The sequence below is a fragment of the Salinimicrobium tongyeongense genome (assembly GCF_026109735.1).
Taxonomy (GTDB): Bacteria; Bacteroidota; Bacteroidia; order Flavobacteriales; family Flavobacteriaceae; genus Salinimicrobium; species Salinimicrobium tongyeongense.
The window spans coordinates 3,142,989-3,168,782 of the sequence record NZ_CP069620.1 but is presented as its reverse complement, the minus strand read 5'-3'; the positions used below and the strand labels follow the sequence as shown (position 1 = coordinate 3,168,782).

Genomic DNA, 25,794 nt, shown 5'->3' with positions numbered 1-25,794 from the left:
GGAAGGTTTAGACTATTTTGGTCAACAGGGTCCTGCCTTTCATTTTCTCCCACCTGTCACAGGCAGAACCCAGCATTACGCCAAGAAGCAGCCCCCCAAGCGGACTGTAATATTTGAAGCTGGACTCTGTATAAAAAAAGAGGAACAGGAGCAGGATGAGCCCTGTTGTGAGCCCAATGCGCATGCCATACATGGCGCAGTAGCCTTCGGGCAGCAGGGAGAAATTTGTCCTTAAGAATTTTAGGAAGTTCTTGAGGTGTACGCGAAGTTCTTTTTCGGCATTATTTCCTTCAAGATTAAAGTCTTTAAAAATCAACTCCAGTTCATGCTCAACAAGTGCCAGCTGTTCCGGCGGAAAATTCTTGTACTTCAGTTCCTGAAGTATGGTACTAAAACGCTGCCTGATCTTCACCGATTCATTTGTGCCCGGTGCTGCCGTAGATCGATCCAACCGTTGAATAGCCTCTTCTAATCTCATTTTTTGAAAGTCTGCGCTTGTTGCCTGTTTGACGCAGGTTTCGGGAAAAAGTTACTCCTGAAGCAGAACTTTTGTAAAAAAATGTAAATTATTTTAAAAAACCCAGCTTTTACAGGCCTTCAGAAGAAATGAAAATTTTCCGAATTATTTGTAGCCCGCCGCCTGAAGGTTGAAAAGTTCAGAATATAATTTATTGTTTTGCATGAGCTCTTCGTGCGTTCCCAGCTCGAGAACGGCACCGTCTTTTAAAACCATGATCCTGTCGGCAATTCTCACGGTGCTAAAGCGGTGGGAAATGATCACTGCGGTTTTGCCCCGGGTAAGTTTGATAAACCTGTCAAAAGCCTCGGTTTCGGCACGGGCATCGAGGGCCGAGGTAGGTTCATCGAGTATTAAAACTTCGGCATCTTTCATATAGGCTCTCGCAATCGCGATCTTTTGCCACTGCCCGCCCGAGAGGTCTTTCCCCTGTTTGAACCTCTTGCCCAGCTGTTGATCGTAGCCCAAAGGCAGTTCCCCCACCACCTGACTGGCAAGGCTCTTTTCGGCCGCCCCTTCAATGCGATGCTGATCGTTGATCTCAGAAATCTCCCCAATGGCAATATTTTCCCTGAGGCTTAGTTCAAACTTCACAAAATCCTGAAAAATGACCCCAAAATATTTTTGATAGGCCGCCCGGTCATATTGCCTTATGGGAATCCCATCTAGCAGGATATCCCCTTCGCTGGGCTCGTAAAACTGAAGCAAAAGTTTGATAAGGGTGGTTTTTCCTGCGCCATTCTCGCCCACAAATGCCATTTTTTCGCCGGCCTTCAGCTTAAAATTAATGTTCCTTACCACCCAGCGTTCAGATTTTGGATATTTAAACCCAACATTCCTGAATTCAAAGCCGTGCTGAATCTCCTTCGGAAGCGGGTATGAACCTGCCGATTTGGTCTCATGGTAAGAGAGGTCAAGAAATTCAAAGTAATCCTGAAGGTACAAGGCAGTTTCGGTGATCATGGTAAAACGGGTGAAGAATCCCTGCAACTTCTGCCTGAGCCTGTTAAATGATCCCGACAAAAAAGTGAGGTCGCCCAGGGAAAATATTCCGGCAACCGTTCTAAAGATAATAAGCACGTAAGCTCCATAATAGGCCGTGGTGCCAATCACGTTAAAAAAAGAACCCCAGCCGGCCCGCTGCTTCGCAAGCTGTTTGCTTTGTGTGTAATAAAGGTGAGACAGGCCTTTGAACCTGTTCGCCAGATAGTCTGAAAGGCCAAAAAGCTTCACCTCTTTTGCCGTCACGTCACTGGCCCCAGCATACCTCAGATAATCGAGTTCTCGCCGCTCCTGGGTCCAGCTCCTGGCAAGGGAGTAACTGGTACCGCTAAATTTTATCTCGTTGATCATGGTTGGAACAATAGAAACCACGAGCAATATGATAAGCCAGGGCTCAAAAGCCACCACTCCTGCCAGTAAAGTGGCGATTACGATAACATCTTCGGCCTGGGTGAGGATATTCGACATTAGCCCTACACGCCCGGTGGTTTGCTGGCGCGCCCTTTCAAGCTTGTCATAAAATTCAGAATCTTCGAGTTCATCAAGGTTTACTTCGGAAGTTTTTTTAATGATCTTTACTGAAGTATCGATAGCATACTGGTCTCCCAAAAGTGCATCGCTCAGGCTGATACCGCGGCTAAAAAGGTCAGATAATACGGCCAGGGCAAACTCGGCAGCAACCAGCCCCCACAGCCTGTCGAAAGCTTTCACCTCTGCCGCAATTTGCACTACCACTTCATCAATGATCAATTTCCCCACCCAGAGCATGAGCACCGGCAGTACAGCATTGATAAGGCGGCAGAGAATATTGAGAAAAAAAAGCTTCGGGTTTACTCTCCTGATCTCCCTGAAAAATCTCGGTACAAATTTGAGGGAAACTAAACTCTCCCTGAATTTAAAATTATTTGTCTCGAACGATTTTTGGGGTCTGGGCAAGGTTTTAAGGTTTTTGGTTAAATAAGGGCCTAAGCCTGCTCAAAAATAGCATTTTTGAGGCACATTAAATTTGTGAATGAAGATCTCATAGTTGCGGATTTTTGCCTTAATATTTAGAGAGTAAGTATTCACTTTCAGCTCATATTCTTCAGCAAAAAACCTTCCGCTTATGCCATTTTTGAAGAGGTTATATTCAATTTTCTAAGTTTATTCCTTCGGAAATATTTAAATTCTGCAAAAGACTTCAGCAGCTAAACCGGGTTCAGAAAGAACAGGAGAAAATGCGCTTTTTGAAACCTCAGCTTCCTGAAGCTTTCATATTTCAGGAAAAACCTTCAGAAAAAATTATACTGAACAATATAATCCAAAAATCAAACAGGAACTAAGGCCACGAATACACGAGTAATTCTGCACCTTAAAGCTATAGAAGACAGGTTTTCAATTTCTTTAGATATAGGAACTTGATTTGTGAAATAGATTTAAACAGTCTGTCCGTGAGGCAGGCGAAGCCATCCCGGCTCCTTTAACCACTACAATTACTGAACAAAATACCAGCCGTGACTGCCGGCTACCGCCCCAAAAATGGTGATAAGGCTTAGCACAAGTAAAACCCAGTGTGCGCGGTGAATGATCTTAAAGGCCTTTTCGGGGTCTTTTGAAGCGTATTTCCTGAATAAATTGTGCAGCACGAAGGGTTCGAGAATGAATAGAATAACACTAAAAATGAACCATACCAGGATCATGGCGTGTACCCACCAGAATTGAAGGTGGAGCAGTCTTTCCCAGCCGTAGAGGTGCAGCATGTAGAAGCCAGTAATGGCCGTGAGCAGGGTGGTGATTTTTGCCTGCAGGGAAAACCTTCCTTCAATCTTCTCGAAGGTTTCCATCTGCTCTTCTGCCGATTTCATTCTTTTTACCGCCGGGATAATCACCGTGGTAACCATTGCTACTCCTCCTATCCACACTACAACTGCCAAAACGTGAAGTACGCGTGCCAGGGTCAAATATTCCATTTAAGAGGTAATTTTTGAGATTCAAGTTTCAAAAATAGACTTTTACGCCTGCTCTTTCTCGCTATTTAGCCTTTCCCCTTCGGCAAGGTAAAAGTGATCGAGACTAAAGATAAAGGTGGCCCAAATAGTAACCAGCACTACCGATACGCTAAGGCTCACCGGGCGCCCCAGGTAGTACCCCATAAAAAAATCTGTAAGGATTGGCAATGCGGCTGCGGGTAAAATTCCCACCACGGCCAAAAGTATCCTCCTGCGGGCATCTACAACCAATTTTGCACCACAATTCCTGCATTCCCAAGCTGAAAATACATTCTGAAAAAAGTGTTTTCTAAGGTGCAGCCAAAATGAATATTTATAGCCACAGTTAGGACAGGTTCTAGCTTTCATGATTTGTAATTTTTTTCAGGGAGGCTAAAGTATTGATTGTTCCTGTAAAATCTTTCACATATTTAAAAATAATATACTTAACTGAAAATCAATAACCCTGCACAAGATTATTCAGTAAGAAATTTAATTTTCATCCTTATTGTCCTGATTTAAAAAATTAAACAGGAACTAAAGCCCGGAATACATCAATAATTCCGTTGGTTTAAACCTATAGAAGGGTCGTTTTCGATTTCTGAATAAATAGTGAACTCAATATATCAAACAGAATTAAAATTAGCTGTTAACCGGTTTGTTGAACAAAGTCCCGGCTCCTGGTTCTTACAGCCTGCTCAATGGCAAAAAGGCGAAGCGATCTTAACACTTTCCCCAAACAACAATGAATTATTGATCTATTTTAAAGTTTCTTCAAGCCACTTAAAAAATTCCTTTTGCCACACTATGGCGTTCTGCGGACTCAATATCCAGTGGTTTTCCATGGGGAAATACAGCAGTTTGCTTTTTATGCCCCGCAATTGTGCTGCCTGGAAAGCTTCCAGCCCCTGCCCTACAGGCACACGAAAATCTTTCCCGCCCTGCACGATCATGATAGGCGTATCCCATTTGTCGACAAAATTTACCGGGTTAAAATCGGTATAGGCTTTGGGAACTGGATTTTGCCAGTAAGCCCCGCCCAAATCCTTGTTCACAAAGAATAGTTCTTCGGTAGTGCCGTACATGCTGCGGGTGTTGAAAATTCCGTCGTGGGCAATAAAGCTTTTAAACCTGCCCTGGTGCATTCCGGCCAGGAAGAAAACAGAATACCCGCCGTAGCTCGCCCCCACAGCGCCTAGCTTTTCTGTATCTACAAAGCTTTCTTTGCTCAGCGCATCTATAGCCGATAAATAATCCTGTATGTTTTGACCTCCCCAGTCTCCGCTAATCTGTTCATTCCAGGCAACGCCATGGCCGGGCATGCCCCTGCGGTTTGGCGCCACCACTATATAGCCGTTTGCTGCCATGAGCTGAAAATTCCACCGGAACGAATAAAACTGCGATAAAGCCGATTGCGGGCCTCCCTGCAGGTAAAGCAGCGTGGGGTATTTTTTGCCGGCATCAAAATCGGGAGGATAGATCACCCAGGTGAGCATCTGCTTACCATCAGTAGTAGGGATCATTCGGGCTTCAACTTTACTCAGTTTTATGCTGTCGTAGAATTCATCATTCACATGGGTGAGCTGGGTAAGCTCGCCGGTTTTAAGATTGACGGTATATATTTCGGCAGCGTGATTCATGTCGGTTCTTGTAACAACAAGCGTATTGCCCCACTGGCCAATCATTCCGGTAAGATCAAACTGCCCTTTGGTGATCTGCTTTACTTCGAAAGCCTTTTTGGAGAAAGGATCAATTTCAAAAAGCTGCTGATTGCCTTTTACGGGCGCCAGAAAATAGATCTTTTTGCCATCATTGCTCCACAAAAAGCTGTTTACCGTGCCATCCCAGTTTTGGGTAAGGTTTATTTTGCGGCCGTTTCTCAAGACGATAATGTCATTCTTATCAGCCTCATACCCGGGCTCGTCCATTTGCAGCCAGGCCAGGATGCCATTTTTTGAAAAGGCCGGCTGCGTATCATAACCTTTATTTTCTGAAGTAATATTCTCTGTAGAGCCGGTAGCAAGGTCGTACACATAAATATCTGTATTGGTGCTAACGGCGTAATCCTTTCCTTTAAGCTTTTTGGAAACGTAATACACTTTGCTGCCGTCATTGTTCCAGATGTAATCTTCGGGGCCTCCAAAAGGTTGCAAAGGCGTATCGTGAGGCTCGTCTTTCATGATATCTACCTCTTGCCCGGTAGAAGTATTTTGAAGGAACAAATGGCTGTAAAGGCCGTCTTCCCATTTGTCCCAATGCCTGTAGTTTAGATCGTCATAGATATAAACTTCAGATTTTTTGAGTTCGGGGTAGAAATCTTCACCGCTAACCGGCTCCACTTCCACTTCTCTGGGAACAATTCTCCATTCTCCCGTGGGCGAAGTTTTTCCGTCGCTGTAAATGCTGTCAATATTTTTTACCACAACAGGTTTTCCTCCGGTTACGGGTATCATATAAGTTTCTGAAGTGCCTTTGTTTTCATCAAGATCATAAGACCGGGTCCTGAAAATGACATTTTTGCCATCCTTTGTAAGGCTAACGCCCGATACCCTCTCAAGCGACCAGAGCTTTTCGGGGGTCATTACCTGAGCCTGTGCACTAAAGCCGAAAGCGATTAAAATAAGGAGAAGGGAAATATTTTTCATTCTGAAACAGATTTAAAAAAACAGGAAAAATCAGCTTCAGAAGCCATCTTCTGAAACCTGACAAATCATGTGTTAAAAATAAGAAAAAAAGCATGTCCTTCGAGTGAAAAATATAGCTTCAGGAGCTTTAGGGCAGGCGGAATAACAGCACTTTTTCTGTTTCACCCGGAAAGCTTATCTCCTCGGCGCAGCGCATCCCGAGTTTTTCAAGCAGCTTTTGCGAAGCCAGGTTTTCTTTAGAAGTTATGCCCGTCACCTTATAATGAGGCAATTCTTCTCTGGCAAACCTCATGATGCGGCCGGCGGCTTCAAAAGCATAACCCTGTTTCTCAAACTGGGGCAAAAAAGCAAAACCTATATCAAGATCGTCAAAACCACTCCTTGCATTGAGTCCGCAAGTGCCCATTTTGGCGCCGTCGCTTTTGCGAATCACAATGTTATTGGTAAAGCCGAGCTTTTTGAGCTGGGGCAGCATTTTTTCGATTATGTATGCTTCCGCTTTTGAGACACTGTCAAGATCCCGGTCTCCAATAAATTTCAGCCATTTTGGGGAATTGAGAAGCTCGTAGATAAAGGCGGCATCTTGGGGTGCGGCCGGCCTTAGCAGCAGCCTTTCCGTTTCAAATACAGCGAGCGGGTTCATGGAAAAATGAAGGTGATTTTTGCCATTTTTGAAGGGTTTTCAGGCTAATATCTGGTATGGTTTTACACCAAACCTTCAGGTAAAACATCAGCTTCAGAAAAGACTTCAGCATAAAAAATCTTTCTGAACTTAAAAGTTTACCTGAGATGAGTAGAGACCTGTGGTTTGAAATCTTTCAGAAAAAGGTTCAGCCTTTGTAAAGATTCGGTTTCAATAAATTCCTTTTCAATTCGCAAGGACTGGTTATGGGTTTCGATTTTGTAGCTGTTCATATAACGCTTCACCCGGCGAATGTCTGATAAAGCGATGCTCTTCGGAATAATGCTGTGCCTTATAAGGCGATTTTCCTTGATGGTGAGATATTGATATTTCTGGCGGTAGTAAGACGTCCCTGCCTGAAGAATTCCCAGAAAAATCCATAAATAGCTGAATACAGAACTGCTGTTGATATACACAGCAAAAATTCCCAGCCCAATCATGGTAAAGCCATACCCGTAATTGTTCCTGATGACGCTTTTGCAATATCTAATTTTCATGACCTGCAGGTTTAAATGTTACTTCGGACTCCGCAATTCCTGTTAAATTTTTAACAAGGTATAAAGAACAAAATAAATATCCGAATCAATTGGCAAAAACCTGCTTCCGGCTTTTCAGAAATAAAATCAGTTACCGCTATAAAAGCCCCTGAATAAAGAAATTTCGGGCAGGTTGAAAGCTTTCAGAAACCATAAAATAAAAAGTATTTTCCGATTAAACACATCAAAGAGGAACTAGGTTAAATAAATTAAGTTCAATTATAAGTATAGAATGATATTTATTAAATAACATTGAATATAGTTATTAATCAGCGGGTTGGGTAAAGTTCCGGTTCCTGGTTCCTGCAAGAAAGCAAGCCTGCCTCTTTCCGCAGACCTCAAGGAAAATAAAATTAATTAGTATTTTAAGCCACTTAATTCAAACCCAGTTTTTATGTTTTCTAAAAAATTCCTGCTTTTATTTTTCACGGCCTTTGCTGCCAGTGCCCAGTCTAGCGACGATGAACTTCTAAAAAAGGCCCAGCAGATCCACCATGAAGTGATAACCATTGACACCCACAACGACATTAACGTGGATAATTTTACTGCTGAAAAAAATTACACCCAAAATCTCGACACCCAGGTGAACCTTCCAAAAATGGATAAAGGAGGCATAGATGTTACCTGGCTCATTGTGTATACCGGGCAGGAAGAGCTCAATGCTGCAGGTTACGAGACGGCGCACAAACAGGCCATGTCTAAATTTGAAGCCATTCACCGACTCGTGGAAGAACTCGCTCCAGACCAGATTGGCCTGGCCACCAGCAGTGAAGAGGTGAGGCGGTTGGTTTCACAGGGTAAGAAAGTAGCGATGATTGGGGTTGAAAACGGCTATCCTGTTGGAACAGATATTAAAAATGTCAAAAAATTCCACGACCTGGGCGCACGTTACATGTCCCTTTCCCACAACGGCCACAGCCAGCTTTGTGATTCAAATACCGGCGAGGCCAACAATGAGTGGCTGCACAACGGTTTGAGCGATTTGGGAAAAGAAGTGGTAAAAGAGATGAACCGCCTGGGAATGATGATAGATGTGTCTCACCCTTCAAAAGAAGCTATGCGCCAAATGATCGAATTATCAAAAGCTCCCTTAATTGCTTCGCATTCTTCGGCCAGGGGTTTATGCAACCACAGCCGTAACCTTGACGATGAGCAGCTGCAATGGCTAAAAGACAACGGCGGGGTGATACAAACCGTTGCTTTTGATTCTTATTTGAACACTGAAAAGAACAATGCCTACAGTGCAGCGGTGAATGAAGTTTATGCCGAAGTTGGCAAAAAAGCAGGTTTTGAGCTCCTGCCCCGCACTGAAGTAAGGCAAATGGACGAGGAAGAGCGCAAAGCCTACTATGAAAATTTCGGGAAGGTGAGGAAACTTGCCGAGCCAAAAATCCAGGAGTTAAAAGAGGAAGTTCCGCCGGTAGGGATTTCAGATTTTGTAGACCACGTAGATTACCTGGTAAAGAAAATTGGGATAGACCACGTGGGGATAAGTTCAGATTTTGACGGTGGCGGCGGTATAGAAGGCTGGAATGATGCTTCACAGTCGTTAAATGTCACCCTTGAACTGGTAAAAAGAGGCTACACCAAAGAAGAGATCGCAAAACTTTGGGGCGAGAACCTGCTAAGGGTACTCGACGAAGTACAGGCGGTAGCTCAAAGACTTCAGGCGGAGTAAATACTCCTCAGAAGAAAAACTGCCTTGAAAAAGCTATTTTTTGATACCCGAAATGGCTTTTTCAGGCAGTTTTGTTTTTAAAAAGAGATTCCGGAAGTAGAAAATCTTTATTCTTCCGAAGAAACAGGTCATTTTGAAGCTATTTCAGCAGAAAAAAGTGCTGTGCGGATAATTTCAAACAGCTTCAGAAAAAATCTTCTTCAAAAATGCCTTTTTTGAGAGGTTATGATGAATTTAAGCTTTAGAGGTTCTCACTTTTTTATCCCACCACACAAAGCCAATGAATAGTACAAGACTTATTATAGACGTCCAGATGAGTCCGGTTTTGAGGCGTTCGTAATCCCCACCCAGGTATGCGATAAAAACGATCAAGGGCGATATTCCAATCATGGTGGCGCCAATAAATTTCCAGTAGCCCATTTTTAAGACTCCGCCTACAAAACTTATGGCATCGTTGGAAAGAAAAGGGCTTAGCCGCACTACAATCACCGTCCAGAAGCCGTAATCGTCTATAAAATCGGCTATCTTTTTTTCAGTTTTATGGCCCACCAGTTTTTCCACGATCACCGGCCCAAAATAACGGCCTATAAAGTAACCTATACTGGAGGCCATGAAAACAGCCACGAACAAGATACCGGCTCCTGCCCAGGGCCCGTAGGCCAGCACGGTAACTACCATGAGTAATGGAGTGGGAATGACCAGCAGGAACATTTGCAAAATCATGGTAACCACGATCACAATGGGCCCAAACCAGCCGAACTGGGATACCCATTCCCGCGTACGCTGCTTGTCGCCACTGGTGAGTACCTCCCAGGCGGTATTGAGGAATTCCTGCACCTGCGGAATGAAGAAATAACCCAGCACGAGGGCAGCTATAATAGCCAGGGAAATGTACAGTGGGGCTTTGCTCTGCTTTACGGAGGGCGTTTCAATTTGATCGGGCATAAATCAATTAGATGTTATGGTTACGCGGTGAATGGTTCCCGGCTCTCCCTCGCTTGAAATGTACAGCTTGCCCGAAGCATCGAAAGAAAGGCCTTCCGGCTGCGGAAATTTATCCTTGTCAAGCCGGTGTAATTCTTTGGGAGTGCCATCTGGGTCTAAGATCAGCAGCCTTGGCTCCCTTCCCTCAAGCACGTAAATCTCGCCGCTTTCGGGATGAACTGCAATTTCGGAAGGAAAAAAGCTCTCTCCCCTCTTCTCTTCCCTAATTTCGTTAAAGATTTCCTCTTCAAAAGTCAGGGTAAACACAGGGGTTTTATTCACTTCCATAGAAGGCAATTGCGCGGCATAAATGCCTTTTTGATCTTCAGAATTTGGATCAAGAACCTTTACGGCAAGCAGGAGCCTGTTTTGAGACTCGTCATAAAAAAGGCCTTCCATGTCGTTTTCTTCAGTAAAAAAAGTATTGAAGGTTTCCACTTTTGCGGTATTCAAAAAGTCTTCTATGCGGTAAAGCTTTCCGCTGGCTTCAAGAGCGAAGGCAACATCGTCTTTAATGGCAATTCCTTCAAAATCGCCGTTCCCTGTAAATTCAATTTCCTTTTCTATACGTGAGGCCTCTAAATTGTAAATAAAAATCTTGCCCGTTTCATCCTGTACGCAGGCAATTTTGTTAGTTCCAAAAAAGGCAATGCCCGATACCTCTGCGAGTTGGGGTGGCAGCTCCCAGGTTTGTTCAATCTTAACATCGGCAGAGATTTTTGCCTGGTATTCTTCGACCTCTTTTTCGTAAGTAAAAATAAAAACTGCTGCAAAAAGCAAAAGTCCGGTAGTGATAAGGATTACCGTTTTGTCGTGTCCCAATCTTTTCATTGTTTAAAAGTAGAAAATTTCTGCTGCAGCAAAAACATTTTAAACTTTCCTTCAAAAACATTAGCAGGCTTTTAGGAAATCATTATTTCCTAAAGTTTTTTAAACTTGTGGACTTTTTTTTGTAAGTCTTCGTTTCTTTGACAGACACTTAACCTATGAATTTGAAAAACCTGAAATTAACACCTGTAAAAAAATGGGTGTTAGGGATCTTACTAAGTTGTATCGCGATCTTTGGCTTTTTCTTCCTGAGTATTTACTGGGGTTGGTGGGGAAAGCTGCCCAGTACCGAAGAGCTGCGTAACCTCAATCAAAATGAAGCTACAGAGATCTTTTCTTCGGAAGGAAAACTGCTGGGCAAATATTACATTTTTGACAGGCAGCCGGTACTTTACGACGATTTACCTCAACACCTTATTGATGCCCTTATCGCTACCGAAGATGTGCGTTTCTACGAACATTCGGGCATTGATAACCGCAGCCTGCTCCGCGTTTTTTTCAAGACCATTCTCATGGGCGATGAATCTTCGGGCGGCGGTAGCACCATTACCCTGCAGCTTGCAAAAAACCTCTTTGGGCGCAAAGATTACGGGCATTTTGGCATTGTGGTAAATAAAGTACGCGAAGCCATTATTGCGCAGCGGCTTGAAGATATTTACACCAAAAAAGAGATTATAGGGCTCTATTTTAATACTGTTCCTTTTAGCGATAATACCTACGGAATAGAAAGTGCTGCAATGAAATTCTTCAGTACCGGCACCAAAGACCTCACGCTCGATGAAGCTGCCACTTTGGTGGGCACCCTGAAGGCTTCTCATTACTACAACCCCAGGCTTTTTCCAGATCGCAGCCTGCAAAGAAGAAATGTGGTGCTGTCACAAATGAACAAATACGGGTACCTGCCTTCAGAAGAATATGTAAAACACCGCGCCAAACCCCTGGAGCTCAACTACCAGTACTTCAGCAATAACGATGGTGTGGCCCCTTATTTCAGGTCGCAGCTTAAGAAAGAACTCAGTAAAGTTCTCGACACACTGAAAAAGGAAAACGGAGATTCTTATAACCTTTACCGGGACGGCCTGCAAATTCACACCACTATAGATTATGAAATGCAGCAGCTTGCCGAAGAAGCCATGAAAGAGCACATGGCCGCCTTGCAGGGGCAGTTTGAGAAAGCTTACGGAAAAAATCCGCCCTGGAAGAGAAAAGATATTCTGGAAGATGCACTGCAGAACAGCAAACAGTATAAAGCACTCGCTGCTGCCGGCTGGAGTAAGGAACAAATTATGGATTCCCTCCATCGAAAAACCGACATGGAACTGTTTGACTGGGGCCAGAAAAAACTGCTTTCGGCCAGTATAGCCGACAGTTTGCAGCATTACATGAAGTTCCTCAACATGGGGATGATCAACATGGAGCCTTCAACCGGCGCTGTAAAAAGCTGGGTGGGAGGAATAAATCACAAGTACTTTAAATACGATCACGTGTCGCAAAGCCGGCGTCAAATTGGCTCTACTTTCAAACCTGTGGTCTACACTGCGGCAGTTGAAGCAGGGATTGACCCCTGCACCTATTATTCGGTGAGGGAGGTGACTTATGAAGGTGGCTGGACGCCTTCCAATTCGGGCAGCGAAGAAGAAGATCCTTACATGAACTATCCCATGGCCACGGCTTTGGCACAGTCAATAAACACCATTGCCGTAAAAGTGCTTTTTGATGTGGGGCTGGGCAATGTGCTCACCCAGGCAAAAAAGATGATGTTTCCTGAAGACCTCCCGGCCTACCCTTCTCTTGCCCTAGGAACTGCCGAATTGAGCGCCGCCGAACTCGCCAGCTCATTTTCAAGTTACGTGAACCGTGGAAAAGCAGCCAAACCTTATTATCTCACAAAGATCCTGGATAAGTATGGCAACGAAATTGCCAGTTTTAAACCACAAATCGCCTCCCAACCGGCATTTTCGAACACTACACGGCAGGTGATGATCGAAATGATGAAAGGAACAGTGAACTCCGGAACGGCGTCCAGGTTGAGGTATAAGTACAATTTGCCCAACGATATCGCCGGCAAAACGGGAACCACCCAAAATAACCGCGACGGCTGGTTTGTGGGAATTACGCCAAAGCTGGTCTCTGTGACCTGGGCCGGCACAGATGATGCCAGGATTGGTTTCCCTTCAACCTACCTGGGGCAGGGTGCAAATTCGGCTTTACCGGCCTTTGCGCTGCTCCTCCAAAAAATGAATGCCGAACCCGAGTTCAATGATATTACGCAGGCAAAATTTGCAGCTCCTTCTTCTACGGTTCAAATGATGCTGAACTGTGAACCTGAAAAAAGGGATAATTTCCTGGAAAGGCTTTTCACCAAAGGGGATGAACCCAAAAAAGCCAAAAAAGAAAAAAAAGACGGACTCTTCAGTAAGATCAAAGGCCTGTTCAAGAAGAAAAATTAAAGCTGAAAATTGCCCTTTTTGGAAGGAATCAAGACAGCATTCCTCTCAAAAATGGCAATTTTAAAGAGGTTTTTCCGAAGTATTGCTTCGGAAGAGTCTGAATAAATTTATTCTCAGGATCCTTATTAAATGAAGATCAATAATTCCGATGTAAGCAGAAACAAATTCACTTTAACGAAATACAGGATTTAAATAGCCTCCTCCTTCCGAAGAAAACTTCCGCAGGAATAAAAAACTAAAATGCCGCCTGATTGATTTTTTGCCGCAGCTTTCTCATGTAATCTTCCTTAAGCCAGTCGCGGTAATTTTTCGTGCTGTTGCTAATGCAATAGGAATATTTACGGATGCGGTAAGCGATATCTTCTTCGAGTTCTTTAGCTAAAAGTCGGGCATCAAAAACATCTTCACTGTTTTCAACACACATGCTGGTGTGCTGCTCAAGAGAGCGTTCCAGTACAGTTTTTGATTTAAGGCCTTTTTTGATGATATCGTCGTATTCCTCATCTACATCAAAAGACACATCTTTGGTATTGGCGAATTTCTTGCGCAAATCTTTGGGCATTTCATACCTAAAGTTCTGTTCAATTTCTTCGTCGCTAATGAGGTTTTCTAGGAAGTAATCTGGAGACCTAAAGATCTGTTTCCAGTCTATTGGCGCGCTCCATAGCCCAAAGCGGGCTGCATTGTTCCCAAGGTCAATTACGATAAACTCGCTCTTACCCGGCAGCACACGAGACCCGCGACCAATCATTTGGTAGTAAAGGGTGAGAGATTTTGTGGCCCTGTTGAGAATAATAGACTCTACGGTGGGTTCATCAAAACCGGTGGTCAAGATACTCACCGAGGTAAGTATCGCATCAGGTTTTTTCCTGAACCACCTCAAAATGTCTTTTCTGTCCTGTTTGCTGGTGGTATTGTCGAGGTGCCGCACATCAAAACCTGCATTCCTGAAGGTTTCGTACACCTCTTTTGAAGTGTTGATCCCGTTGTTAAAAATGAGCGTCTTCTTCCCCTGCGACTTCTCCATATAAGCATCGAGCAGCTTCTCCTGCATGCTAAAATTGGAGTAGAGTTCTTCGGAAGATTTTACGGTGTAATCTCCGTTGATCCCTACTTTTAAGGTAGAAAGGCCCACATCATAGCTGTAGGTGTTGGCTTTTGCCAAAAACCCTTTAGAAATAAGGCTGCTAATGGAGTCTCCCACGATAAGTTCGCGGTAGTTGTCTTTCATGGGAAGCTTGATGTTTGAGCTCAGCGGCGTGGCCGTAACCCCAAGGATAAAGCACTTATTGAAAAACTTAAAAAGCTTCCTGAAAGAATTGTAATGCGCCTCATCAATAATCACCATCCCCAGGTTATCGAGCTCTACTTTATCGTCGTTAAGCCGGTTGTTGAGGGTCTCAACCATGGCCACAAAGCACATGTATTCATCCTGGTCTGGCAGCTCCTTGATACTGGAATTAATGATCTTATTGTGCACCCCAAAGCCGGTGAGCATTCGGGAAGTTTGTTTGCAAAGTTCGATCCTGTGAGTTAGGATGAGCACTTTTTTGTTGGTACGCTGAATGTATTCCCTTACAATCTGGGAAAAGATCACGGTTTTACCGCCACCGGTAGGCAGCTGGTACAGGAGGTTGTAGCGTTCGGGATGGGCCTCCAACACCTTGAATATCTTATCGATATCCTCTTGCTGGTACTCATAAAGTTCCTTATCTATCTTTTTTTCAACGATCCCGAAAGTATCCTGCGCCATTTAATTGTTCCTTTCAATTGCAATTTTGCAAAAATAATCTAAATAAAGCCTCCTCCAAAAGTTTCTGCGGAAAATTCGGCGGAAAGAATATCAGCTTTTTACAGGTTCCTGATTTCCGAAGGCTTAGAAAGCAGTTTTTTGCCATGTTTTTGCATTTTAAAGGAAGCTACTTCGGAAAATAGCACATTACCACAGCATTTTCCGGGAATTTAGGTGTTGAAGTATCAAAAAAGGGCATTTTTCAGAAGGTTTTTGATCATTTCCGAAGTTTTTTGCCTGATTTGGACGCTATAACCCCCAAAATGAGTGGCAAAAATATATAGTGTATACCAACATTGAAACTTCAGACCATTCAGAAAAAAGAAACCCGAAAAATGCCATTTTTGGCACCCCCGGGTTTCCTGTTCTCTATTTGTTGGCTTTGCGCTTTCTCTATTTCTTCTCGAACAAATCGGATGACAGGTAGCGGTCTCCCCTGTCACAAACAATGCTCACCACCAGCCCACTTTCGAGTTCGTTGCAGAGCTTTACGGCGGCGGCGGCGGCACCCCCACTGCTCATCCCGGCAAAAATGCCTTCTTCTTCGGCCAGCCTGGCTGTCATTTCCCTGGCTTCAGGTTCTGTTACTTCAAGAATTCGATCTACTTTAGTATCATCAAAAATGGAGGGCAAATATTCTTTGGGCCATTTTCTGATTCCGGGGATACGGGCATCATCCCCCGGCTGTACACCCACAATCTGCACGTTCTTATCCTGCTCTTTGAGGTACGTGGAAGTGCCCATAATGGTACCCGTAGTACCCATGGAAGAGACAAAATGGGTGATCTTCTGGTTGGTATCCCGCCATATTTCGGGGCCGGTAGTGGCATAATGAGCCTGCCAGTTATCGTCATTGCCAAACTGGTTGAGCATGAAATAATTTCCTTCTTTCATCCTGGCTTCGGCAAAATCCCTTGAGCCTTCAATGCCTCCATCGGCACTGGTAAGGATCACTTTTGCGCCGTATGCCCTCATGGTCTGTACTCTTTCCGCAGTAGAATTTTCGGGCATTACAAGTTCAATATCGAGATGGAGCAGTCTTGCCACCATAGCCAGGGCAATACCGGTATTCCCGCTGGTAGCTTCAATCAATTTGGTTTCTCGGGTAATATCTCCCCTTTCCAAAGCCTTTTTTATCATGTTATAGGCCGGCCGGTCTTTTACACTACCTCCGGGATTTTGCCCCTCAAGTTTAAAATATAATTCCACAGCCGGGTTCTCCACCAGCTTTTGTGCCCTCACAAGAGGAGTATTTCCTATTAAATCCAGTACTGTTCGATTCATTTCTGAAGATTTTTAATTTTAATTACCGGGTCATGGGTGACAAACGAATTTGCAGGCACCGAGCGGGTGAGCCAGGCATTCCCTCCTATAATGCTGTTTGCCCCAATCACTGTTTCGCCTCCAAGGATGGTGGCGTTGGCATAGATGGTCACATTGTCTTCTATGGTAGGATGCCTCTTTTTATTGCGCAATTCCCTTTCTACATATAAAGCGCCCAAAGTTACGCCCTGGTAAAGTTTTACGTTGTTCTTTATGATAGTGGTTTCGCCAATCACCACCCCGGTTGCGTGATCAATAAAAAAGGAATCTCCAATTTGCGCCCCCGGGTTAATGTCGGTTCCCGTTAATTTATGGGCACATTCGGTCATTAATCGGGGCACGAGGGGCAGGTTCATTTTATAGAGTTCGTGACTAAGACGGTAAACCGCGATAGCAAAAAAACCAGGATAAGAAAGGTACACCTCCTCTACCGAGTTTGCTGCCGGGTCGTTGTTTGCAATGGCAACGGCATCAAGGTTGATCTTATCGAGCAACTGAGGCAGCTTGCTGCAGTAATCTTCCCATATCTCGGAGCAGGATTTGCCTGGTTCCCAGCAAACCAGGTCGCCCAGCTCTTTAAAATCGGCTGCGAGTTTATCGAGGTTTTCCTCTACAGGAGTGTCTTTATCAAATAATGTATAAAAGAGGTTTTGGGTAAACGCTTCAGCCCTGGTCTTTATCCTGAACCTTAGATTTGAATATTGTTTTTGAGCGCTAATTTGCTTTATAATTTCCTGGTGGTCCATAAAATTCTGTTGATCTGTAAAATTACTAAATAGCTGCTCAATGCCGGCAGTGCAGCAAGACAGATTTTTCAGTAAAAAAATTTAACTATAAAAGAAAGGTTAAAAAAACCACTCCTTAAAACTTTGTATCTCAATGTGTTGTAATTTTAATATATTATTAATCAAAAACTTAAGACCATGCCACAAGATCAAAAAAAGCAGAATGAGAAACAGACTAAGAAGAACGAGAAGTCTACTCAAAAATCTGAAAGACAGCAAACCAAAAAATAAACCTGTCTTTTATATCACATCCTTACATGTTTTTAGGCCACCTCGCAAGGGTGGCTTTATTTTTGGGAAGTGGTCATCATTTTATGCAGCCCTTCGCTTACCTCCAGCAGCCATTTAAGCCTGTCGGTAAGAATCTGGACCTCCTGCAATTTCTCCCTTACACCTTGTTGTTCATAACGGTTATCCCTCTCAAGGTCGAGCAGCTCCTGGTAAAGGTTTTCATAGAATACCGCTGCCCTGCCAATCTCTTCGGAAAGATCTTCTTTGGGCTTGGTTTCATTTTTTACTGAAGCTTCTAAATTAACCTTGATGGCCGATACATAGTTCTGAAAATGCGCTGAAGCCTCTGTAGTGGGATGAGACCTGATAAAGGTGCCGAGAGAAACCGCAGCCGAAAGAAATTCCTGATTCAACGATACGATCCTGAAAGTTTCTTCCAGCTGCTTTTTATCGGTCTTTGGCTCCTGCGCCATACGTTGAAAAGCAGCATTCAAATCTCCCATCGCCAAAAAAGCTTTTTTCCTGGCGAGCCGGTATGTAGCCGGTAAAGCAGATTTATGGTTATAAAAAGCTTCTACTTCTTTGAGAAACTGCAGGTTTGCTTTTATGCTTTCACGTATAAAATTCCGGATAAGCGTATACTCCCAGGTAGGCCATAAAAACTTAGCTCCAAAAAACGCCAGCCCGGCCCCCACAACCGTGTCAAGCACCCTGTATTCTATGACCTCCAGTACATTGGGCCGCAAAAGGCTGTAGACGAATACCACGTTAAGGGTAATAAAAGCCGCAGCAGTTTTATAATTGCGCTGTATCATGGAGTGCGCCAGCACCAGGCTTATTACAGCCAAAATTCCGTACACGGTTTGATTTCTTATAACAAAGACCAGGGAAATCGCTACTGCCCCGCCAATAAGGGTACCGTAAAGCCTGTGTTTAAAGCGTTCGCGGGTAAGGGCATATCCCGGCCTCATGATCACGAGAGTGGTCAACAAGATCCAGTAGGCATTTTGCACCGCAAAAATTTCTCCTATGATGTAGCCCAGGGCCATGACCACGGTTAAGCGCAAAGAATGGCGAAAAATTGGAGATTTAAAATCGAAATTATCCTGCAGGGTTTTGAAATTATAATCGGGCGTGGTAAGGAACTTTGCAGCATCTTTCCTTACCAGCTTCAGCTTTTCATCTCCTTTCCATTCTTTCATCATCCTTGTGATGGAAAGCAATTTTTGATGCTGCTTTTCCTTAAAATTCAGAAAATTGCGATAAACAAGCAGCGCCTCACCATCTATGGAAGCTTTTTCTGAAGCCTCAAGTTCCTTATAAGCCTTCCAGGCATTGCGCCTTTTAGCAAGCAGGTCACCTTCTTTGGGGTGGAGCATTTGATTTTGCTGACTCTGTCCCAGCATCCGCAATTGGCCGGCCATTACAAGGCTCCAGTCCTGAATGAGCCTGATCTTGTCTTCATGAGCTGCAAACAGCTCCTTCATTCGGGAAAAATTGACCGGATGTGCCATTCCCAGTTCTAAAATATCAACGAGCTCCATGAAGATGAGCAGCCTTTTTCTCACCATGCCCGACCTTCCGAAATTCTTTCTTCGGGTAATGACAAGTTCTCGAATAATCTCATGTTTCTCATTAATAGAAGTCTGAAGTGCAAAAAGCTCTTTTTCGAGACTTTCGCGCTTCTCCTCTTTCAGGTCCATGAGATGGGACCGTTTTTCCAGGTATTGAGCGGTAAGTTCAAAAACTTCCCTAAGAAGCTGGTCTGTTTCCCGCCTTTGCGTTAAGTAATGGAACAAAAGAGAAAACAAAAGGTACCAAACCCCACCCATTCCAATCCAAAATGCGTGTAAAAAAATATTTCCTTCCGCAGTAACCTGTGTCATGCTCAGCACCACGGCAAATAAGCCCGAAAAGGCAATCAAAGATGCTCTAAACCCAAAGACCGAGATCATGGAGTAGTGAAAGATTTGCAGCACCAGCACCAAAATAAACAAGACCGGGTACGCAAGTGAAAGCCCCGTGAGCATGGTTGCGCCCACGGCAATGGCTATAGAGAACGATACCCCAATCACCCTGCGCCTCAAGCTTCCCGGAACATCACTGGGAGAAGTGAGCAAAACCCCAACTGCCATCGCAATCCCAATTTTAATTTCCCCCAATTGTGAGCTGACCAGTAAAGGAACCACAGCCGCCACGGCAAACCGAATTCCTTTAGAGAATTCGCCTGTTTTTAAAAGATTGTAAAAAGACTGCAGTTGCCTGTAAAGATTCAAAAGAAGCGAAGTTTCTGCAAAATTACATGCTTTAGCATTGCAGGAGCAGCAAAATCGAAGAAAATGAAGTATTGCCAGAGAATTTAACCTTTAATTAGTATCTCAGCTTTGGCTTTAGCGCATGGGCGTTGTAATTTTAAGATCCATCAAAAAGGCCGAAAAAGCAGGCCTTTCCAAACTATAATTTTAAAAAAACAACTATGAAGATTTTAATGGTCTTGACCTCTCACGATAAGCTGGGAGACACAGGAAAGAAAACCGGATTTTGGGTAGAAGAATTTGCCGCACCTTATTATGTACTTGCAGATGCCGGTGCAGAAATTACCCTTGCTTCCCCTAAAGGAGGCCAGCCTCCCATTGATCCTTCAAGTACTACCGAAGATGCCCAAACCGAGGCAACAAAGCGGTTTGATAAAGATGAAGAGCTGCAAAAAAAGCTCTCGCTCACAAAAAAGCTCGAAGATGTAGATGCCAAAGATTTTGACGCGGTATTCTATCCCGGGGGCCACGGCCCACTATGGGACCTGGCAAACGACCTTAAATCTATTGCCCTTATCGAGGCTTTTAACGAGCAAATGAAACCTATGGCTTTTGTTTGCCACGCCCCCGGAGTGCTTGCAAATGTTGAAGATCATAAAGAACCTCTTGTAAGGGGCAAAAATGTTACAGGTTTTGCAAATTCTGAAGAAGATGCAGTTGGCCTTACCAATGTAGTGCCATTTTTGGTAGAAGATAAAATGAACCAGCTGGGAGCCAATTACAGCAAAGGTGACGACTGGAGTTCTTATGTGCTGGTAGATGGAAAACTCATCACCGGACAAAACCCTGCTTCTTCGGAAAAAGCAGCCCGCGAACTGCTGAACATGCTTCAAAAATAATAGCGGCCTATGGCTCAAAAGGAAAAATCTGTTTCTGAAGTAATCAAAGAGCATGAAGCTTCCGGAAGGTATTTTGATGTAGACGGAATTAAAACCTTTGCATTAAAATACGGCCGGGGTGAGCCGGTGCTTTGCCTTCACGGCGTTCCTACTTCTTCTTTTTTATACCGGAAGCTGCTAAGGTCTCTCGAAAAGAAAGGCTACAAAGGAGTGAGTATAGATATGCCCGGCCTGGGCCTTACAGAGCGTCCTGAAAATTTTGACTATTCCTTTTCCAACCTGGCCGATTTCCTTTACAAAGCTGCAAAAGCCCTTAAACTTAAAAAGTTTCACCTGGTGGTTCACGATGTGGGTGGGCCTGTGGGTTTTGCACTTGCTGCAAGACATGCCAACCGCATCATGTCGCTCACCATTCTTAACACCTGGGTAGATGTGGTGAATTTCAAGAAGCCGGTGGTTATGAGACCGTTTGAAAAACGGGTTTTGGGAGAAGCAGAGCTTAAAATGATGAGCCACATCACCTGGCCCGTCATGTTCAAACAAATGGGCGTGGTGAATTCTTCACGCATCTCTACTTCGGAAATGAACGCTTATGTTGACCTTTTGAAGAGGCAGGACAATGGAAAGGCATTTTTAAAGATCATGAGAAATTTTGATCTTTCCGAAGAATTTAGAAATTTGTGTTACAAGGCCGTGCAGTCCAAAGATTATCCGGTGCAGGCCATTTGGGGCGCTAAAGACCCTGCTTTGCAACTGGAAACTTACGGGGAGGAAATAAAAAAAGCAGCGGGATTGAAAGAGATACACACTTTAAGGTCGCGACACTTTCTACAGGAAGAAGCCTGGCTGGGAATAGCCGATAAAGTGGTAGACCTGGCAAAATCGGTTCACCTTAAGACAGTAAAAAAGGAGGTTTAAACCTCCTTTTTTGAAACCCCTGGATTTGTGTATTCCCGTTATTTTTGAGGCGGTTTTGTAGGCCGTATTTCTATTTTACTTGGTAAGGCTCTCTGATTCATCTTCAAAAGATCTACCACCAGCTCGCCTATATCTTCTTTCTGAATTTTCCAGGCATCTTCATCACCCGGGTTGTGGTCATTGAAATAAGTAGCTACAGAACCTGGCATAATGGTAGTTACTTTAATATCGTAATTTCTAAGGTCGAGCATTGCCGCCTGAGTGAATCCGGTCACCCCAAATTTGCTCGCATTGTAGGCAGACCCCCCGGCAAAGAAATTTGTTCCTGCCAGGCTTGAAATGGTAAAGATATACCCCTTGCTTTTCTTGAGCTCGGGTATTGATGCCTTAAGGCTGTAGAATACTCCCGTAAGGTTTGTATCGATTGTTTGCTGCCATTGCTCGGGGGTAAGGTCTTCAATAGAGCCAAAATGCCCCACGCCGGCATTGGCAACTACCACGTCCAGCTGCCCCCATTTGTCGGTCACCTGTTTAATGGCTGCCTGCTGACTTTCAAAACTGCGCACATCGGCTTCTATGCCAATTACTTCAGCTTTTCCGTTTTTGGTAATCTCTTTTGCGGCCGATTCGGCTTCATCTTTGTGACGGCTGGTAATTCCCACTCTCACTCCCATGGATGACAGAGCAGCAGCAATGCCATATCCAATTCCTTTGCTTCCGCCCGTAACGAAAGCCACTTTATTTTCTAAATTCTTCATGGTACTTAATTTTTTCAGCCTAAAACTACAAAATATGTAGTGTAAATGGGGTTTTGAGCCTTTTAAGACTTCGTTAATTCTTCCGAAGAAAGCATGGTTGATAAATTTTAACTTCTAATAGAAAAATCTTTAAAATTACTAACACAAATTACACACAGAATCAATTATCTTTGCCACCTTTCTCGAAGAGACCAAAAATTACGGCTTTTGGGGAAGTTTAGTTTAATCATTCATAAAATACTCTAATCGTTGGAAAATCCTAAGGCACAAAAACTTCTGAATAAAATACAGCGCGACCTTATGCGCAATGGTATTATTACTAATACTATAGTTGAAGATTTAAAGGAGTTGCGGCCGTATGCTGTTGAGGAGAAAAGTCCGCTACTGGCCAAGGTGATAAGGCTTACTTATGAGCACATTGAAACTTATAACACCTTTGATATTCCAATTCCTGAAGACGAACCTGTTGAAGGTTTTGAGGAAGAAACTGCAGAAAGTGAAAATTTTGAACCTGCCGAAAGTCTTGATTACCTGCTATCTCTTATGGCAGAAGCCAAGAATAAGGTCAACGCACTTGAACTGCGTGAATACAGTAACAGCCTGATTGCCTACGCTGAAGAGAATTAACCTTTTATTTTGTTGGATTGGCTCAATAATTGAAAAGATTATCATTGCAGAGCTATTTAATGAAGAAATTGAATATGAAAAAGAAAAATGAGGTTGTCTTGAATAAAAAACCACGCTGGAAATTACTTCACCAATATTATAATTACACAGGATTTTACAAATTTGTAGGCAAAAGTCTCAAAAAGGCCATTTTGCCGGTCATACTTTTTCTTGGTGCTTTGTTTGCCATCAACGAGTATGTCATCAATATTAACAGTATTCTGGTCACCGTTACCGAAACCTATTCTGCGGCAGGGATACTTGCAGTATTCCTGGCTTCGGAATCTATTTTCCTGGGGCTGGTACCCCCCGAGCTTTTTATTGCCTGGGCAGGAAAATCGGCCATGCCGGTAACTTACCTCAGCCTGCTGGCACTGGCCTCTTATTTAGGTGGAATTATTTCTTACTGGATGGGGAAAGCGATCACTAAGATCCCTGCGGTGCATGAGGCTATGGAGAGCAAAATGGCAAAACACATCAAGAATACCGAAAAGTGGGGAGGATTCCTCATAGTGGTTGGAGCTCTTTTACCCATTCCGTTTTCTATTACCAGTGTGGCGGCAGGAATCATCAATTACAAATTCAGGTATTACCTCATGTTTGGCCTGTTAAGATTCATCAGGTTTTACGGCTATGCGCTGGTGATCTTCAAGATCGTCTAAAATATAGGAGCTACAGCTCTGAAATCCTTTTAAAATCCCGTATTTTTGGAAGACAAAAACGGGATTTTTTTATGGGTCACGACCACCACCACCATGGATCAAGTAAGAATCTAAAATTTGCTTTTTTTCTCAATGCTGCCTTTACTGTTTTTGAACTCATAGGAGGTTTTTATGTAAACAGTGTGGCCATAATTTCGGATGCTGTGCACGATCTTGGGGACACCATTTCCCTTGGCAGCTCCTGGTACCTACAGAACAAGTCGAGACAGGGCAGGAATGACAAATTCAGTTTTGGATATAAGCGGTTTTCGCTGCTGGGGGCACTTATCAACAGCCTGGTTTTAATAGGAGGATCTGTTTATGTTATTTCTGAAGCTGTTAGCCGACTCATCACTCCTGAATACTCTGACGCCGGCGGAATGCTCATTTTTGCCATTGTTGGGGTTGCGGTAAACGGTATTGCAGCCTGGAAACTTTCTAAAGGTGCTTCCATGAATGAGAAAGTAGTTTCCTGGCACCTAATAGAAGATGTACTGGGTTGGGTAGCCGTGTTAATTGTGGCTATTGTACTTCATTTTTACGACACCCCCTACCTTGACCCTGCCCTATCGCTGCTTATCACTCTCTTTATCCTGTACAATGTTTTTAAACGGCTCAAGGAAACCCTGTTCATCTTTTTACAGGGGGTGCCAAAAGACATCAACCTGAATGAAATTGAGAAAAAACTACAGGCCATTCCTCATATCTCTTCCCTGCACCACATGCATGTATGGTCCCTTGAGGGTACAGACCATGTGTTTACCACCCACATAAAATTGGAAGACATCAATAAATTCGAGCAGTTACTGGATGTGAAACGGCAGGTGAAAAATGTGCTCAAGGAATATCATTTTGACCACTACACCATAGAAACCGAACTTGACAAAGAAAGCTGTGACCTGATTTAACTAACGGATCTGGGTAAATTTAATATTCAATTCCCTTTCCATCTGGCGAAGTTTCTTAAGCTCATACTGGTTCACAAGAGCCAGTGACAAACCTTTATTACCAGCCCTTGCCGTACGGCCACTGCGGTGCGTGTAGTATTCGGTTTGATCGGGCAGTTGATAGTGTACTACAAAAGCGAGGTTGGCCACATCAATACCTCGGGCAGCTACATCGGTAGAAACGAGCAGCCTCAGGTTCTTTCCTTTAAAAGCTCTCATTACCTTATCGCGGTCTTTTTGGAGCATATCACCTTCGAGCAGCCCTACCTCGTAATTCTTGGCGGCCAGTTGTTTGGAAAGCGTACGGGCGGCCGATTTGGTCTTTGTAAAGATAATGCCACGTTTTTTTCCCTGGCTCTTCAAAAAATATGCGAGAGTATCAAGCTTACTGTTATCGTCACCCGAAACAAACTGGTGATCTATCCCCGTATTTACAGCATCCTGCCTGTCAATAGACACTTTACGGGCATTCTTTTTTACATACCTGTTAATGATCTCATTGAGATCCTGCGGAATTGTAGCCGAGAACAGCCACACATTTCTTTCTTTTGAATAGGTGGCTTCAAGAATTTCGGTAAGATCTTTTTTAAAGCCCATGCTCAGCATTTCATCAGCTTCATCGAGCACAAGGGTTTTAACCTTCCGGATATCAATGGCCTTTCGCTTCATGAGGTCGATCAATCTTCCGGGAGTAGCCACAACAATGTGCGTAGGCCGGTTGAGACGGGAAATTTGAATATCAATTTTCTCGCCCCCGTATACAGCTTCAGTAAAAACTTTTTCGGTGTATTTGGTGAATTTGAAAAGTTGTCGGGCAATTTGCTGTCCCAGCTCACGGGTTGGGGCAAGGATCAAGGCCTGAATTTCATTTTTGGAAGGATCTATCTGTGCGAGAATTGGCAAACCAAAGGCTGCTGTTTTCCCGGTACCTGTCTGTGCCTGCCCCACAAAGTCTACCTCACCTTCAGTTAATACAGGAATTGCAGCTTCCTGGATCTTGGTGGGGTTTACAATTCCCATCTCGTTCAATCCTTTTAAAATGTCTTCTGATACTCCCAGCTCCTTAAATGTCATTGCCTTAAATTTTGTGCGAAGATAGACTTTTCCGAAGGAATTATTTCAGATAACAGGGAAATGGGGAAAAGGAAAGCCGCACGCGGTTTCAGGATTTTATACAGCTCTTAAGAGATTAATTATCTGCATGTTAAATTGAAGCTAAACCAAAAACAT

Annotated in this window: 22 protein-coding genes; 7 read left to right on the top strand and 15 right to left on the bottom strand. The window is 43.8% G+C overall.

From position 1 onward, the window contains the following. Positions 1–7 precede the first annotated feature (7 nt). The 7 genes from JRG66_RS14120 to JRG66_RS14090 all read right to left on the bottom strand — a co-directional run bounded on the left by JRG66_RS14120 (position 8) and on the right by JRG66_RS14090 (position 7,310). Positions 8–478: a hypothetical protein gene (locus tag JRG66_RS14120; RefSeq protein WP_265163407.1), complete on the bottom strand. Its 471-nt coding sequence runs from the start codon at positions 476–478 to the stop codon at positions 8–10. 144 nt (positions 479–622) lie between these two features. After that, positions 623–2,455 carry an ABC transporter ATP-binding protein gene (locus JRG66_RS14115; RefSeq protein ID WP_265163406.1) on the bottom strand — a complete coding sequence of 611 codons (1,833 nt, stop codon included), beginning with the start codon at positions 2,453–2,455 and terminating at the stop codon, positions 623–625. Between the two features lie 536 nt (positions 2,456–2,991). Then, positions 2,992–3,468, bottom strand: coding sequence for a hypothetical protein (locus JRG66_RS14110; RefSeq protein ID WP_265163405.1), 477 nt, complete (start codon positions 3,466–3,468; stop codon positions 2,992–2,994). A 42-nt stretch (positions 3,469–3,510) separates the two neighbouring features. Beyond that, entirely contained in the window at positions 3,511–3,855 is a 345-nt protein-coding gene (locus JRG66_RS14105) for a hypothetical protein (RefSeq protein WP_265163404.1), read from the bottom strand. A 389-nt stretch (positions 3,856–4,244) separates the two neighbouring features. Next, a complete protein-coding gene (locus JRG66_RS14100; protein WP_265163403.1) occupies positions 4,245–6,131 on the bottom strand; it encodes a S9 family peptidase in 1,887 nt (628 codons plus the stop codon). A 127-nt stretch (positions 6,132–6,258) separates the two neighbouring features. Next, a complete protein-coding gene (locus tag JRG66_RS14095) occupies positions 6,259–6,774 on the bottom strand; it encodes a GNAT family N-acetyltransferase (protein ID WP_265163402.1) in 516 nt (171 codons plus the stop codon). Between the two features lie 137 nt (positions 6,775–6,911). After that, positions 6,912–7,310 (bottom strand): hypothetical protein, encoded by a 399-nt coding sequence (locus JRG66_RS14090; protein WP_265163401.1) that lies wholly within the window; start codon positions 7,308–7,310, stop codon positions 6,912–6,914. Positions 7,311–7,743: 433 nt separating this feature from the next. On the opposite strand from JRG66_RS14090, the gene JRG66_RS14085 reads away from it, so the two are divergent. After that, positions 7,744–9,027, top strand: a complete 1,284-nt coding sequence (locus tag JRG66_RS14085) for a dipeptidase (protein WP_265163400.1) — start codon at positions 7,744–7,746, stop codon at positions 9,025–9,027. A gap of 234 nt (positions 9,028–9,261) precedes the next feature. On the opposite strand, the gene JRG66_RS14080 is transcribed toward JRG66_RS14085, so the two are convergent. Together JRG66_RS14080 and JRG66_RS14075 are read right to left on the bottom strand one after the other, a co-directional pair. Next, entirely contained in the window at positions 9,262–9,972 is a 711-nt protein-coding gene (locus JRG66_RS14080; protein ID WP_265163399.1) for a TVP38/TMEM64 family protein, read from the bottom strand. Positions 9,973–9,975: 3 nt separating this feature from the next. Beyond that, positions 9,976–10,842 (bottom strand): SdiA-regulated domain-containing protein, encoded by an 867-nt coding sequence (locus JRG66_RS14075; RefSeq protein WP_265163398.1) that lies wholly within the window; start codon positions 10,840–10,842, stop codon positions 9,976–9,978. Between the two features lie 155 nt (positions 10,843–10,997). Between JRG66_RS14075 and JRG66_RS14070 the strand changes: the two genes are divergently transcribed. Then, a complete protein-coding gene (locus tag JRG66_RS14070) occupies positions 10,998–13,289 on the top strand; it encodes a transglycosylase domain-containing protein (protein WP_265163397.1) in 2,292 nt (763 codons plus the stop codon). A gap of 235 nt (positions 13,290–13,524) precedes the next feature. Here the strand turns inward: JRG66_RS14070 and JRG66_RS14065 are convergent, their stop codons facing one another. From JRG66_RS14065 to JRG66_RS14050, 4 genes are all read right to left on the bottom strand, one after another. Next, complete coding sequence (locus JRG66_RS14065) at positions 13,525–15,042, bottom strand: DEAD/DEAH box helicase (protein ID WP_265163396.1); 1,518 nt, start codon at positions 15,040–15,042, stop codon at positions 13,525–13,527. A 432-nt stretch (positions 15,043–15,474) separates the two neighbouring features. Continuing rightward, on the bottom strand, positions 15,475–16,365 hold the full coding sequence (cysM, locus tag JRG66_RS14060; protein WP_265163395.1) for a cysteine synthase CysM: 891 nt from the start codon (positions 16,363–16,365) through the stop codon (positions 15,475–15,477). Then, the gene (epsC, locus tag JRG66_RS14055) at positions 16,362–17,150 is read right to left on the bottom strand and encodes a serine O-acetyltransferase EpsC (RefSeq protein WP_265163394.1); all 789 of its coding nucleotides are present in this window, start codon (positions 17,148–17,150) and stop codon (positions 16,362–16,364) included. Before epsC ends, cysM begins: the two co-directional genes overlap by 4 nt. Positions 17,151–17,476: 326 nt before the next feature. Then, positions 17,477–19,696 carry an FUSC family protein gene (locus JRG66_RS14050; RefSeq protein ID WP_265163393.1) on the bottom strand — a complete coding sequence of 740 codons (2,220 nt, stop codon included), beginning with the start codon at positions 19,694–19,696 and terminating at the stop codon, positions 17,477–17,479. A 200-nt stretch (positions 19,697–19,896) separates the two neighbouring features. Here JRG66_RS14050 and JRG66_RS14045 point away from each other — a divergent pair, with 200 nt between their 5' ends. Together JRG66_RS14045 and JRG66_RS14040 are read left to right on the top strand one after the other, a co-directional pair. Next, a complete protein-coding gene (locus JRG66_RS14045; protein WP_265163392.1) occupies positions 19,897–20,574 on the top strand; it encodes a type 1 glutamine amidotransferase domain-containing protein in 678 nt (225 codons plus the stop codon). Positions 20,575–20,583: 9 nt separating this feature from the next. Continuing rightward, positions 20,584–21,492, top strand: coding sequence for an alpha/beta fold hydrolase (locus tag JRG66_RS14040; RefSeq protein WP_265163391.1), 909 nt, complete (start codon positions 20,584–20,586; stop codon positions 21,490–21,492). Between the two features lie 38 nt (positions 21,493–21,530). On the opposite strand, the gene JRG66_RS14035 is transcribed toward JRG66_RS14040, so the two are convergent. Next, positions 21,531–22,250 carry an SDR family oxidoreductase gene (locus JRG66_RS14035; protein WP_265163390.1) on the bottom strand — a complete coding sequence of 240 codons (720 nt, stop codon included), beginning with the start codon at positions 22,248–22,250 and terminating at the stop codon, positions 21,531–21,533. Between the two features lie 249 nt (positions 22,251–22,499). On the opposite strand from JRG66_RS14035, the gene JRG66_RS14030 reads away from it, so the two are divergent. The 3 genes from JRG66_RS14030 (at position 22,500) to JRG66_RS14020 (ending at position 24,525) form a co-directional block, all read left to right on the top strand. Next, positions 22,500–22,877, top strand: a complete 378-nt coding sequence (locus JRG66_RS14030) for a hypothetical protein (RefSeq protein ID WP_265163389.1) — start codon at positions 22,500–22,502, stop codon at positions 22,875–22,877. Positions 22,878–22,951: 74 nt separating this feature from the next. Beyond that, entirely contained in the window at positions 22,952–23,578 is a 627-nt protein-coding gene (locus JRG66_RS14025; protein ID WP_265163388.1) for a YqaA family protein, read from the top strand. A gap of 71 nt (positions 23,579–23,649) precedes the next feature. After that, positions 23,650–24,525, top strand: coding sequence for a cation diffusion facilitator family transporter (locus JRG66_RS14020; RefSeq protein ID WP_265163387.1), 876 nt, complete (start codon positions 23,650–23,652; stop codon positions 24,523–24,525). Here the strand turns inward: JRG66_RS14020 and JRG66_RS14015 are convergent, their stop codons facing one another. Beyond that, complete coding sequence (locus JRG66_RS14015; protein WP_265163386.1) at positions 24,526–25,638, bottom strand: DEAD/DEAH box helicase; 1,113 nt, start codon at positions 25,636–25,638, stop codon at positions 24,526–24,528. Between the last annotated feature and the right edge of the window lie 156 nt (positions 25,639–25,794).